The sequence below is a fragment of the Cytobacillus sp. S13-E01 genome (genome assembly GCF_029193815.1).
GTDB lineage: Bacteria > Bacillota > Bacilli > Bacillales > Bacillaceae_L > Bacillus_BV.
The window spans coordinates 1-13,498 of the sequence record NZ_JARFVC010000031.1 but is presented as its reverse complement, the minus strand read 5'-3'; the positions used below and the strand labels follow the sequence as shown (position 1 = coordinate 13,498).

9 protein-coding genes are annotated in these 13,498 nt (G+C 38.1%); 2 read left to right on the top strand and 7 right to left on the bottom strand.

From position 1 onward, the window contains the following. The first annotated feature begins 162 nt into the window (after positions 1–162). Together PY093_RS16355 and PY093_RS16350 are read left to right on the top strand one after the other, a co-directional pair. A complete protein-coding gene (locus tag PY093_RS16355; RefSeq protein ID WP_275646925.1) occupies positions 163–3,489 on the top strand; it encodes an SNF2 helicase associated domain-containing protein in 3,327 nt (1,108 codons plus the stop codon). Between the two features lie 493 nt (positions 3,490–3,982). Further along, positions 3,983–5,650, top strand: a complete 1,668-nt coding sequence (locus PY093_RS16350) for a glycerol-3-phosphate dehydrogenase/oxidase (RefSeq protein WP_275646924.1) — start codon at positions 3,983–3,985, stop codon at positions 5,648–5,650. A 260-nt stretch (positions 5,651–5,910) separates the two neighbouring features. Here PY093_RS16350 and PY093_RS16345 read toward each other — a convergent pair whose 3' ends face one another. From PY093_RS16345 to PY093_RS16315, 7 genes are all read right to left on the bottom strand, one after another. Then, on the bottom strand, positions 5,911–6,291 hold the full coding sequence (locus tag PY093_RS16345) for an aspartyl protease family protein (RefSeq protein WP_275646923.1): 381 nt from the start codon (positions 6,289–6,291) through the stop codon (positions 5,911–5,913). Then, on the bottom strand, positions 6,288–6,551 hold the full coding sequence (locus PY093_RS16340; RefSeq protein ID WP_275646922.1) for a hypothetical protein: 264 nt from the start codon (positions 6,549–6,551) through the stop codon (positions 6,288–6,290). Before PY093_RS16340 ends, PY093_RS16345 begins: the two co-directional genes overlap by 4 nt. Before the next feature lie 860 nt (positions 6,552–7,411). Then, positions 7,412–8,101, bottom strand: a complete 690-nt coding sequence (locus PY093_RS16335; protein WP_275646921.1) for a DNA-binding response regulator — start codon at positions 8,099–8,101, stop codon at positions 7,412–7,414. Positions 8,102–8,820: 719 nt separating this feature from the next. Beyond that, positions 8,821–9,642: an ABC transporter ATP-binding protein gene (locus tag PY093_RS16330; RefSeq protein WP_275646920.1), complete on the bottom strand. Its 822-nt coding sequence runs from the start codon at positions 9,640–9,642 to the stop codon at positions 8,821–8,823. Beyond that, positions 9,642–10,673 (bottom strand): FecCD family ABC transporter permease, encoded by a 1,032-nt coding sequence (locus PY093_RS16325; protein ID WP_275646919.1) that lies wholly within the window; start codon positions 10,671–10,673, stop codon positions 9,642–9,644. The genes PY093_RS16330 and PY093_RS16325 overlap by 1 nt, the downstream gene beginning before the upstream one ends. Then, complete coding sequence (locus tag PY093_RS16320; protein WP_275646918.1) at positions 10,670–11,704, bottom strand: FecCD family ABC transporter permease; 1,035 nt, start codon at positions 11,702–11,704, stop codon at positions 10,670–10,672. Before PY093_RS16320 ends, PY093_RS16325 begins: the two co-directional genes overlap by 4 nt. Next, complete coding sequence (locus tag PY093_RS16315; RefSeq protein ID WP_275646917.1) at positions 11,705–12,781, bottom strand: iron-siderophore ABC transporter substrate-binding protein; 1,077 nt, start codon at positions 12,779–12,781, stop codon at positions 11,705–11,707. Between the last annotated feature and the right edge of the window lie 717 nt (positions 12,782–13,498).

Below are 13,498 nucleotides of genomic sequence, written 5' to 3'. Positions count from 1 at the left end.
CGAACTTTTATTATAGAAACACGAGGACCGTCCCCGTGTTTTTCCTTATTGTTACTTACATTAATTTTAGTTTCGAATCTAGTATTACAGTCTAAATTTATAGATAATTGGAAAGTATGAAAGTAATAGTATTTCATTTTATGTTTTAATGGAGGTAATCCTATGATCGATCAATTAACAAAAGATGACATAAAAGATATATTCACAAATGCTGTCTATCGCCGCGGGCTTGGTTACTATCGTGAAGGCCGTGTTAGAGAATTATATCATGATCCCGTTAGAAATATTTGGGGTGCAAAAGTAAAAGGGTCAAAGTCCTATCATGTGACAATTGAGGACGATGGGATCGGAATTTCTTCAGAGTGCAACTGTCCTGCATATGATAAATACTGGGAACCTTGCAAACATATCGCCGCGGTAATGCTTAAAATCCATGAAAGTACCCAGGGGAGATCTATAATATCCAGTTCTTCTCAAACATTTAACCAGAGTTTACTTGATAGGAAACAAAAACAGCAGGAAGATTTGCAATTGCGACAACAGGAACTAGAAAGGCAAAGGGTAGAAAGACAAGCCATCTATGTAAAGCAGCTAACTAATCAGTTTATTCAAACCTTTTCTAGTTTTTCACAGGGGAGAATGGAACAGAAGACAGGGATCTCAAAGTCTCCTCTATTAGTAGAATGGATTATTAAATTACATAAGCCTTACTACTCATCAAAACAGTTGTTATCATTGGAAATAAAGGTAGGCCAAAAGCGAACCTATGTTGTAAAGAGAATAAAGGAATTTCTTAAGGCGATTAAAATTCAGGTGCAGTACCCTTTTACAAAAAGCTTTACCTATGATCCGACAGATCAGGAGTTTACTCAGGATGATCAAGAGATTATCAATCTATTGCAGGATGCAATAAAATATGAGGAAATCTACCAGGAATTCCAAGCTTCTTTTTATCGAGGCTCAGGATCATCGGATGAACGAGCACTTAGTATACCCCCGATGATTATAGATGAACTTCTTACAAAGCTTGAAAACAGCTCGGTTCGCTTTGAGATAGGAACTGAAGCTTTTAATGAAATCAAAATCTATCAATCTGAACTTCCCTTTTCTATTCAATTAGATAAAGGAAAAGTAGACGAGTTTCAATTGGACTTATCAGGACTGCTTACTTTTAAATATTTGGACTTATACGGATATATCATTTTAGACAATAACTTTTACAAAATTTCAGATGAACAGCAATTACTTATTAAGGAACTGAAGAAATTAATTGACCAGTCAAACAACCCTGTACTGCCAATCGCTAAGGATCAAATTGAATCGTTTATCTCTCATGTTGTGCCGAGAATTGGTAAGGTCGGTAAATTGGAGATTAGTGATAACGTTTCAAACAAAATTGTAAAGTATCCTCTGCTGGCAAGGCTTTATGTCGACCGTGTTGATGATCTTCTCCATGTTTCATTGGAATTCCATTACGGTGAAGAAAAGATAAATCCCTTTGAACAGACAGCTCTTAACAAAGGCGGTCCTATTTTAATGAGGGATGCAGAGAAAGAACAGGCAATAATGGATGTGATTGAAGACACTTCTCTAAGGTTGAATGGAAAAGGACTTTATGTAGAAGGTGAAGATGATATTTTCGAGTTTTTATATGAAATTCTCCCTCGACTTGAAGATAAAGCGGAAATTCTCTTGACGAATGCCGTTAAGTCATTAGTTATACCAGGCAATCATGCCCCAGTTACAAATATTGATGTAGATTCTTCGGGCAATTGGCTGGAGGTAAGCTTTGATATGGCAGGGATTGATCGGGAAGGGATCAGGAATATCCTTCAATCTGTTGTTGAAAAGAAAAAATATTACCGGCTTCCAAGCGGTGCATTCGTATCACTGGAATCTGAAGAGTTCCAAGCCATTCAGAACATGGTTCAAGAGTTTAAGATTAAATCATCGCAACTGCAAAAGGAAACGATTCAGCTTCCGATATACAGAGGGATGCAGCTTGATGAAATGGTAGATAAGGAAAAAGGCAGCAATGCCAAGTACGGAAAGCAGTTTCGCAGGCTGTTAAACCGTTTGAAAAACCCAGAAGAGCTTGAATTCGATTTGCCTGATTTGCTACAGGCTGAATTAAGAGACTATCAGAACTACGGCTTCCAATGGCTTAAAACTCTAAAGTTTTACCATCTCGGAGGCATCCTGGCAGACGATATGGGGCTAGGGAAAACGTTGCAAAGTATTGCATTTATACTATCAGAGAGAAATTTGAACAAAGACGCTAAGCCAGCATTGATTGTAGCACCTGCATCACTCGTCTATAACTGGAAGAATGAATTTCAAAAATTTGCTCCCTCATTAACAGCTGAAGTAATTATTGGGAAGCCGGAAGAACGGATTGAAAGGCTGCAAAGTGATATATTGCCGGATGTGTGGATTACATCCTATCCGACATTAAGACAGGATATTGATTCCTATAACCAGCTTGAATTTAGCACACTTATTTTGGATGAAGCTCAGGCGATTAAAAATCATACAACAAAAACTGCGAAGGCGGTAAGGGATATTCAAACAGAAACACGCTTTGCCCTTAGTGGGACACCGATAGAAAATTCGATTGATGAGCTTTGGTCCATTTTCCAAACAGTTATGCCAGACTTCTTTCCTAATCAGAAGGCGTTTCGCCAGCTTGAGCCGGAAAAGGTGGCAAGAATGATTCGCCCGTTTTTATTGCGTAGGCTTAAGAAGGACGTATTAAAGGAATTGCCTGACAAAATTGAAACAGTCAACTATTCAGAGCTTACAAACCAACAAAAAGACCTATACTTGGCCTATTTGGGGAAAATCCAAAAGGAATCAAAAGAATCGCTTCAAGGGGAAGGCTTTCAAAAAAGTCGTATTAAAATCTTGGCTGGTTTGACGAGACTCCGCCAGTTGTGCTGCCATCCTTCCTTGTTTTTGGAAAATTACAAAGGGGATTCAGGAAAGTTTCAGCAATTAATGGAAATTGTCAATAATGCCTTAGAGAATGGTAGACGGATGTTGATCTTTTCACAATTTACGAGTATGCTTTCGATTATTCGCGATCAATTAACGAATTCTGGTTTGAATTTCTTCTATTTGGACGGTCAAACAGCTCCAAAAGAACGGGTCAAAATGGTTGATCAGTTTAATCAAGGGGATGCTGATATTTTTCTAATTTCTTTAAAAGCTGGAAATACTGGACTCAACTTAACAGGAGCGGATACGGTCATCTTATATGATCTTTGGTGGAATCCAGCAGTTGAGGAGCAAGCAGCAGGAAGAGCCCACCGCATTGGCCAAAAAAATGTCGTACAAGTCATCCGATTAATCACACAAGGTACGATTGAAGAAAAAATTTATGAGCTTCAGCAAAACAAAAAAGAACTAATCGAAACAGTCGTCCAACCAGGAGACCAAGTAATATCAACAATAACTGAACAAGAAATCAGGGAAATATTAAATATTTAGCAAATCAAGAGACAAGGGGAGTCCCAGTCATAAGCCAATCCGTCCGGAAGGTAAAGAACAACCTTCCAGCCGGCTCGTCTTATGCTTGTCGCCGATAGGCGGGCGCCCTGCGCTTTTCTTAAAAGATAAGAAAGTATAAAAATTTGTACTAAGTTTTAGTGTCTAGCTCCGGGCACCATCGACTCGAGGTCATAAGCCAATCCGTCCGGAAGGTAAAGAACAACCTTCCAGCCGGCTCGTCTTATGCTTGTCGCCGATAGGCGGGCGCCCTGCGCTTTTCTTAAGTAAAAGACTTTGAATGATATTTGTATCGTGTTATACTATAAACAAGTTAATATTGTGGATGGAGACTTTGAGAGACCACATCACTCTACTATTTTTCAGTATTGGAAATTAGAGTTGATTTGTGGTCTCTTTTTTTGTTTTTCTGACAGTGATCTTGAGATAAAAAGAAAAACATTTAAATATTGTCATTATGAAGGGATCGGTTGGTATGCAATTTACAAACTTAGTAAGATCGGACATTAAGGAAACCATTCAAAAGGAATCATTGGACCTCCTTGTTATAGGTGGGGGTATTACAGGTGCGGGTATTGCGTTAGATGCCATTTCACGGGGATTAAAAGTGGCTGTTGTCGAAATGCAGGACATTGCTGCTGGTACATCTAGCAGATCAACAAAGCTTGTGCATGGCGGATTACGTTATTTAAAGCAATTTCATATCGGAGTTGTAGCAGAAGTCGGGAAAGAACGTGCAATTGTATATGAAAATGGCCCACATGTTACAACTCCCGAATGGATGATGCTTCCATTCTATAAAGGAGGAACATTTGGTCCTTTGACAACAAATATTGGGTTAAAGGTATATGACTTCCTTGCTGGGGTTAAAAAAAGTGAAAGAAGAAAGATGTTTAAACCTGAAGTGGCGATCAAGCGTGAGCCATTACTAAAACGTGATGGAATAAAAGGTGCAGGTTATTATGTCGAATATAAAACAGATGATGCGCGCCTAACACTTGAAGTCATGAAAAAGGCTGTAGAGAAAGGTGCATATGCTCTTAACTATATGAAGGTTATGGATCTAGTGTATGAAAACAGCAAAGTGGTAGGAGTGAAAGCAGAAGACTTAGTAGATGGCTCTATGCAAGAAATAAGAGCTAAGAAAATTGTTAATGCTGCCGGTCCATGGGTTGATACACTAAGGGAAATTGACAAATCTAAAAAAGGAAAAACATTGAAATTAACGAAAGGAATCCATTTAGTATTTGATGGAAAACGATTCCCTTTAAAACAGGCTATTTATTTCGACACTCCTGATCGACGTATGGTATTTGCGATTCCAAGGGAGGGCAAAACTTACGTAGGTACGACCGACACAGTCTACAAAGGTGACATTGCACACCCTAAAATGACTGCTTGGGATCGTGACTATGTCCTAAGTGCAATAGACTTTATGTTCCCAGAAGTTAAAATTACAGCAGAGGATGTCGAGTCAAGCTGGGCTGGACTTAGACCTTTGATCCATGAGGAAGGAAAGTCACCATCTGAAATTTCTCGTAAGGATGAAATATTTGTTTCAGATTCAGGGTTTATTTCCATTGCTGGTGGTAAATTAACAGGTTATCGAAAAATGGCTGAAAGTATAGTTGATATAGTAACTAAGCAGCTTCATGAAGAAGAAGGAAAAAGTTTTCCTAAGATCGATACAAAGGACTTGCGCATCTCTGGTGGAGATGTTGGTGGCTCCGAAGGTTTTAAAACGTTTGTGATTAATAAAATGAACGCTGGTAAAGCAATTGGCTTATCAGAAGAAACCACTAAGCAGCTTATTTATCGTTATGGCTCAAATGTAGATATTGTCTTTAACAATTACAGAGATGAAAAAGAAAAGGCTAAAGCAGCAAACCTTAATCCAGTCGTTTATGCTAGTTTACGATATGCAATTGATCATGAGCTTGCTTATAAACCAGTAGACTTCTTCATTAGACGTACAGGAGCTATCTTCTTTGATATTAACTGGGTACGGGAGCATAAAGAAACAGTAACTCAGTTTATGAAAAAAGAGTTTAACTGGTCTGATGAGCAGGAAGTAGAATATAAAAAGGAACTTGAGCAGCTCGTTTATGAAGCTACTCATCCCATTGATAAAGAAGAATTTTAATAGAAAAGCGATTTGCCTTTTGTACGAAGGTAAATCGCTTTTTTTGATGGACCGGGACGAGGGGATTTGATGAGTGAAGTACAAGTTTAAGAATATCAAAAGGTGGCCGTCTAAATAACATGCACCGTCTCCTTCAATTTTAATTAACCTTATTAACACTTTATTATGCAGAGTTCCTTAGCTCTCTGCTTTAGCATTATGTCTGATAAGGTTCACCGTGATGTATCCAAATAAGGTTTTATTTTTGCTGATATAAATATTCATTTCACTAACATTTCCCTTAAATCTATTAACGCACCAGATCCAATCATAAAATCTATTCCAAGAATGCCGTTAAATCCATAGGTTTCTTTAGTGATTCCTAGCTGTAATTGAAAGGAGTCGAACAAATGGCTATTGATTTTTATATCAGATACAATTTGTTCATAGCAGAGTTCGCTTTCCCCACCAACACCATACATTCTTCTTGGTCTGCCATTAGTACGATCAATAATAAGTCCAATTTCCTCTACTTCATCGGTATCGAAGATAGTTGTGAAACATCCAGTATCCAAAAGAACATCATTTAATTGCATTGTCTTTCCATTATAAGAGAGAAAAACGGAGACTAGAGGTAGCCCATCACACATTTCAATCTTCATTGAAGTCGTCTCCTTACTCCAATAAATTTTTGCTCTTTCACCTCAATTGTTTTGTGATCAGTATGAAAAATGTAGTATTCACGGGTAGGCTCAGCTAAATGTAGTTTTTTATATTCCTTCCATGCTTGAGTTGAATCGGGGAAGTAAAAAATGACTGATAACTCATTAAAATAACGTATTGAATTTTTTGAGTAGGCGGAAATAGCTTCGACTAGTACCCATTGCTCAGGGTATTGTTCACGAATTTGTTCCCATTTCACCTGTAACACCTCCTAATTCTATTATCAATAGTATATCACTTTTAAATATAGACTGTTTTCTTAAAGATTGTTGCTTTTGACTTTAGTGAAATGGAGCGGAAGACACTTGAATCCTGAGGGAAATAGAGGAAAGGTCGAGACCCCACAGCCGAAGCCGAGGAGGCTCGCTTTCCTCCCCGCGAAAAAGCAAGTGTCTGAAGCGAAATGGAACGAACTAATTACTCACGAAAAACTATTTAATAATAACAAAGTATGCGAAAACAGCCTAAATAAAAAGAATGAATTCGACATAAGCGAATGCCTTATTATGGTAGTGAAGATGTAGGGTACTTTAACAAGAACTGCACAAATTATATAATTTTGAAATTTCATACTTATTGTACTAACTATGATAATATTGGAGATGATAAAAAACCTAATTAGTACACGACTTGGTATTTTGGCTTGTTATTTTTTATGCTTTAAAAAACCTCATTTTGTTATGGTGCAGTTCACCGTAATGTATCCAAATAAGGTTCTATTGGAGTTTTTTGGAATGACAAAAATTGCTACACCAATGCATCCTTTTTTATAAAACCCATTTTCATCTCACTTCCTTTAAATAAGAAGTCTTGTCCTTAATTGAATAACTAGCGATAGTAAAAATAAGCGGAGATTTTCCGGTTAGATGGAGAATAATGCTCGTTTAGGGGTAAATAAGCGGAGATTTTTCCGTTAAATGCAGATTAGAACTCGTTTTGGGGTAAATAGGGGGAGTTTTTCCGCCTATACAAAGAAAAATTACCTATTTTCACATTTTTCGAGTCAAATAAGCGGAATCTCTCCCTCTATATTATGCTATTTTCAGTGCCATTTGCTAATTAAGGGTAATTTTTCCCTCTATTTATCAGATCAAAGTGCCTAATCTGATCCCCTAACCGATAAGAGCGAACTCTTACTGTCCCAGATGCGGGAATCAACATCTTTTTATCGACTAGTTGAGAAAGTACTTTTCTAACCGTCTTGCCACTTAGCTTCAAATACTTCTCGACTTCTATAGGGGATATGGCTTCTCCGCTTCGGATCGCTAGCCGAAGTACTTCCTTTTCGACTAAGGACAGAGTGGTCTGATCCAGATCATCCCCCAGCCATCGGCCATTCACTTGCTGAATAATTTGTTGGCATCGACGAGGCTTCTCTTTAACTTGGTCATATGAAAAGCGGATTACGGTCCATCCGTCAATCACCAACTGGTTTTGACGTTCCAGGCTGTCGGAGAATTGCCATCTGCTTATTTTCTGTAAGTGAGGGCCGTACCCGTCAATCTCAAGGCTAATCTGGATGGTGGGACGAATATAAGCAAAGTCCAAGTACCTTTTGCCATCCTTGAAATCATTGACCTCATATTCTGGATGCAGATACCGAAAATGGTGAAATAAGGGCCACCAAACTTGCTTCAAAAACAACATTTCAGCATGTTTATGACCTTCCTGTAAGCGCCGCAACCGTTCGCCGGTTCTTGCCTGCAAGTGAGCATTTAAAAAGGTCTGGTATTCTTCTTCAAATCCCATAGTATCTCTCCTCCTAACCAATGGACATGTCTTTTACAGGACCCTTAATATACTATTACCAAATAATCATTTAAACAAACTTAGTGGGAAAACTGCAATTAGCCTAAATGACTTCTTTCTCAATAATTTCTATTATCAAATTTTGATGTTATCTTCAGTGAATCGGAACAATAAAGTCCTATTCAGGCACAGCTTTTCCTGATACTCTTCAATGATAATTGAAAATTTTCTGGTCGGTTGGCATAAAGTTGGTATGTACTCCGTTTTCATAAGAAAGATCCACAACATCGGCATTTAATCTGCAAACATATTCGATGCCACGAATGAATCATCTTCATCGTATATTCAATTGAACTTCGGAAAGATTTTTAAAATTAATGAGTGGTAATGTGAGATAAAAAAAGAAGTTGAATGTGCATTAAATTGGAGAAATTAAAAGGCAAATAAAGACTTGCAGGGTAGCTAATATAGAATAATTAAGGAAGAATTTGAGGATAAAGCTATTCTTAGTTTAATAGAATTATTAAAATTGTCAATCTATTTTCTCTATATTTTGACAATACCATGTTTCCGTTAGGAAAACTTATTATAATCTAGCCTCCCCAACTTAAGGAGAGGCATTTGGCTACAAACCTCACTTACTTATAAAAAACCCTCCTCATCGAGAAGGGATTTGTCCACGCCCCATGGGGAAGATTGCTTCGCAGGGGGTTCTGTCTTTATTTTAAAGAGTACATTCTCATATTATTATGATATCGTCCAATTGGTATCACAGTAGGAGAACCTGAAACTGGATCTTTTATTACAGTGCAATTGAGACCAAAAATGTCTTCAATCAATTTGCTTGTAATAATCTTTGATGGTTCACCCTCTGCGACCAGCTTTCCTTCATGAAGAGCAAAAATATGGTCTGCATAACGTGCAGATAAGTTGATATCATGAAGAACCATGACAATCGTTGTTCCGTGTTTTCGGTTAAGATCTGTCAGCAGGTCAAGAATTTCAACTTGATAGGTAATATCTAAATAAGTTGTCGGTTCATCAAGAAACAATATGTCTGTTTGTTGTGCCAGAGCCATCGCAATCCATACACGCTGTCTTTGACCACCTGAAAGCTCATCTATGTTTTGATCGGCAAATTCAGTGATATTCATCATGTCCATTGCCTCAGCAACAGCTTCATAATCCTTTTTAGTCCAACCTTTTAGAAATGTTTGATGTGGAAATCTTCCCCGCCCAACTAAATCAGCAACCGTTATTCCCTCAGGCACAATGGGTGATTGAGGCAAAAGCCCCAACAAACGAGCCAACTGTTTTGGTGGAATTTTAAGGATAGATTTTCCGTCCAAGGTAACTTGACCAGCAGTCTGTTTGATAAGCCTAGCCATCGTTTTAAGTAGTGTGGATTTACCACAACCATTAGCTCCAATAATAATGCTTATTTTATTACTTGGAATTGAAACACTCACATCATGTAGAATTGTTCGATTATTATATCCTGCTGTGATACCTTCAGATTGAAAAGTATGTGTTGGTTTCATTATAAATCACCCTTTCGATTCATTCGGATTAGCAAGTAGATCAAGTAAGGCGCACCAAGGATGCCTGTAATTACACCAACAGGGTATCTAGCCACGAAAGCGAATTGTCCAATAAGATCTGATGCTAAAACTAAAATGATCCCAACAAGACCTGCTGGAATGATGGTCGAAAATCCAACACCAACTAGTCTTTTTGCGATTGGTCCGGAAAGGAATGCGACAAATGCGATTGGTCCTGTTGTAGCGGTAGCTAACGCAATGATAAGTACAGAACTGATAATAAGTATAAGTCTTGTCTTATCAGTATTGACTCCGAGCGTTGTTGCGGCTTGCTCTCCAAGTTCCAACATATCTAATCGTTTTCCAAGTGCGATGATAATTGGTGTAAAGATGAGAACGGTAATGATAAGAGGATAAATATTCTCCATTTTAGAACCATTTAGACTACCACTAAGCCACCTCATTGCGGTAGGAACATCGTGTTGTTGACCAATAAGTAATAAATAGGAAATGATAGCGTTTAGCATGGCTTGAATTCCAATGCCTATTAATATTAATCTACCAATAGAAAATGAGGTTCCTTTTGATAATAGAAAGATAACTAATACTGTTGCAAGCCCACCCACAACAGAAGCAATAGAAACAACCATGTTACTTGCTTGAAGAACAATGATACAAAAGACAGCGGCTGCACTTGAACCAGCTGTTATTCCGATGACATTTGGATTTGCTAAAGGATTGCGTAACATTGTCTGAAAAACATGACCAACAACTCCGAAAGCAAATCCTGCAAAAACACCTGCCATCATTCTCGGAAAACGTATTGTACCCACTGCAAATGATGCCCCTTTTACGTCTTCACCAAGTAGAACACGTATTACATCTTGAACGGGATAGATCGTGTTCCCTAGCATAAGCATCGTGACGCAAAGTGCAAATGAAATGATTGCAAGTAAGGAAGTCACAAGTTTATATCGACGACGTCTCTTTGTTATGCCTACTATAATAAGATTCATTGATTTATTCATCATAACGCACGCATTTTCGCTTTCATAGTTATTAAGATTAAGATAGGAGCTCCAATAAATGCTGTAACAACACCAACTTCAAGCTCACCAGGACTTCCTAAAACCCGACCAAATACATCTGATATAGTTAATATAATTGCACCTGATATCGCTGACATCGGGATAATGTATCGTATATCAGGACCAATAATGAGTCGAACCATGTGTGTTGCTATTAAACCTATAAAGCCAATAGGACCTGCGAGAGCTGTTGCTACACCGGATAACAGCACTCCTCCCAATGCAGCAAAAAGTCTTAGTGTGCCTGTACGTACACCTAATCCTGTAGCTAATTCATCACCTAATGCTATTGCATTTAGAGCTGGAGCAGAGAACAGGGCAATTAGTATTCCAACCGTAAGAAAAGGAATAAAAATCGTGATAGACTCCCAGTTTCCTGCTCCAACACTACCTACCTGCCAAAATCTAAATTGATCCATAACATTTGAGCGGGGAATCATGATGGCCATTACGAGAGAGGATAACGCAGCACTTGTAGCAGCACCCGCTAAAACGAGTTTGAGGGGCGTGGCACCACCACTCCCCATCGAACCAATTCCGTAAACAAAAATGGCTGTTATGGTCGCTCCTGCTAATGCAAACCAAATGTATTGACTTGCAGTACCAATATTTAAAAAGGAAATTCCATAGACGACGAATAGTGCAGCCCCTGTGTTAACTCCTAATATGCTAGGGTCTGCAATAGGATTGCGAGTGACTGATTGCATTAGAGCCCCAGAAACTCCTAATGCTATACCACACATAATACTAAATACAGTTCTAGGAATCCTTTGGCGAACAACATTTGCTCCATGGGACTGTACTTCAGGATGGAATAAACCATTCATTAGTTCATTCCATCCAACTGTACGAGACCCAAAAGCAAGAGAAGCCAATATACTTATACCAAGTAAGACAATAGAAAGTATGAATATTTTTATGAAGTTTTTCGGTATAAGTAACTGCTTATTCTCTGTAACGGATGTAGTATTCATTTATTTAACTTTGCTTACAGCTTCTGAGAGTAGAGTTAAGTATTCGTCAATTGAGTATGCAATTGAAAGTGGGTTTGGATTTCCTGCTGCTGCAAGTGGAGTATTATCTCCAATAATCACAACTGAACCTCTCTCTACCGCTGGAATTTTGCCAAGGATTGGATCAGCTTGTAGAGCTGCAAGTGTATCATCATTACCATATGATACGAAAATATCAACATCATTAAGCATATCTGCATTTTCAGCACTTACTTCAATATAGAAACTACCATCAGTAATTTGACTTGTAATACTTTCAGGGTATTCCATCCCTAACTCAGTAAGGAATGCACCACGTGGATCTGTTGGTGAATAGATGTAGAACTTAGATAAATCAGCAGCGTTAAGACTTACGAATGCAGCTTTTTTACCTTTAATTTCAGAGTGTGCACTTGCTTTCTCTTCAATTAATTTCTCTGTATCTGCAATAAGTTGTTTACCTTTTTCTTCCATACCCATACCCATTGAATTGTATAAAACTTGCTCACGCCATGAAGCTACCCATGGGCTAGTTTGATATGCAATAACTGGAGCGATTTCACTTAATGTGTCATATTCTTCTTGAGTAATACCTGAGTAAGCTGCAAGAATTACATCTGGATCAGCATCAGCTATTGCTTCAAAATCTAAACCGTCAGTATCTTGAAAGATATTTGGGTTTTCTTCACCAAGTTCTTTTAATTTATCGGCAGTCCAAGGTAACATTCCGCTATCATCTAGAATACCGTAGTTTGCAGCTGAGAAACCAACAGGCACAACATCAAGAGCAAGAACAACGTCATGGTTTGCCCATGAAATAGTAGCAACGCGTTCAGGTTTGCTTTCAATAACAGTATCACCTAGAGCATGTTTAATCGTAATTGGATATTGTGAATCTGTTTCAGTTGCAGTTGCAGTTGATGATTCTGTTTCAGTTGTAGTTGCTGACTTTGTTTTTTCTGCTTCATCTGTTGAAGACAGGCTAGAACAGCCTACTAATGTTAATGTAGCAATAATCATTAACGTTAGCACTAGTAGAAATGATTTTGTGTTTTTCATATTTGAGCCCTACCTATCTATAATTATTTTATCTATCAGTCGATTGTATACTTCATTAACATCAAACTGATAACGATTTTCATTATCACTTTAATGTATTTTTTTAAGGATGTCAATTAGTTTTTTGATATAAGATTACTAGAATACGTACCGATAATAATTCTCAATATAAACAATTATAATGACAATAATAATTGTTTTCAATAATAATTTGACAAATGAAACAAGTTGAAAAAATTCATAGAGCATTTTTTTAGGATCTTTTCTAAAAGGTTGTTGTTTTTAACTTTGAACCGCTCCTTTTCGCTCCGCGGGGGAATCATAAGAAAAGCGCAGGGCGCGCGCCTATCGGCGACAAGCATAAGACGAGCCGGCTGGAAGGTTGTTCTTTACCTTCCGAACGGATTGTTCGAAGTGCGTAAGCGCCTTGGTAGAAACGAGAAAACTGGTCGACAAGAACGCCACGTCCTGTGGCATTGTCGACACTTGCACATCGTGTGCTTCGGAGACTCCGACGAAAGAAGCGTTCTTTGCTTCTGCAGGAGGAGTTGAAGTTTCCCCTCGTTTCTAGGCGCTGGAGCTTGACACGCTTATACCATAGAGTCGATGGCGCCCGGAGCTTGACACTAAAACTTGGTACAAATTTTTATACTCCCTCATTAAAGTAAGGTTTTTCTCTTGTTTTCTCTGTTTTTCTCAGTATTTCAAATTTCAATA

Bases quoted from the DNA above. Each gene is read 5' to 3' on its own strand.
- PY093_RS16355 (WP_275646925.1), top strand. From the start codon at position 163: ATGATCGATCAATTAACAAAAGATGACATAAAAGATATATTCACAAAT.
- PY093_RS16350 (WP_275646924.1), top strand. From the start codon at position 3,983: ATGCAATTTACAAACTTAGTAAGATCGGACATTAAGGAAACCATTCAA.
- PY093_RS16345 (WP_275646923.1), bottom strand. From the start codon at position 6,291: ATGAAGATTGAAATGTGTGATGGGCTACCTCTAGTCTCCGTTTTTCTC.
- PY093_RS16335 (WP_275646921.1), bottom strand. From the start codon at position 8,101: ATGGGATTTGAAGAAGAATACCAGACCTTTTTAAATGCTCACTTGCAG.
- PY093_RS16330 (WP_275646920.1), bottom strand. From the start codon at position 9,642: ATGAAACCAACACATACTTTTCAATCTGAAGGTATCACAGCAGGATAT.
- PY093_RS16325 (WP_275646919.1), bottom strand. From the start codon at position 10,673: ATGATGAATAAATCAATGAATCTTATTATAGTAGGCATAACAAAGAGA.
- PY093_RS16320 (WP_275646918.1), bottom strand. From the start codon at position 11,704: ATGAATACTACATCCGTTACAGAGAATAAGCAGTTACTTATACCGAAA.
- PY093_RS16315 (WP_275646917.1), bottom strand. From the start codon at position 12,781: ATGAAAAACACAAAATCATTTCTACTAGTGCTAACGTTAATGATTATT.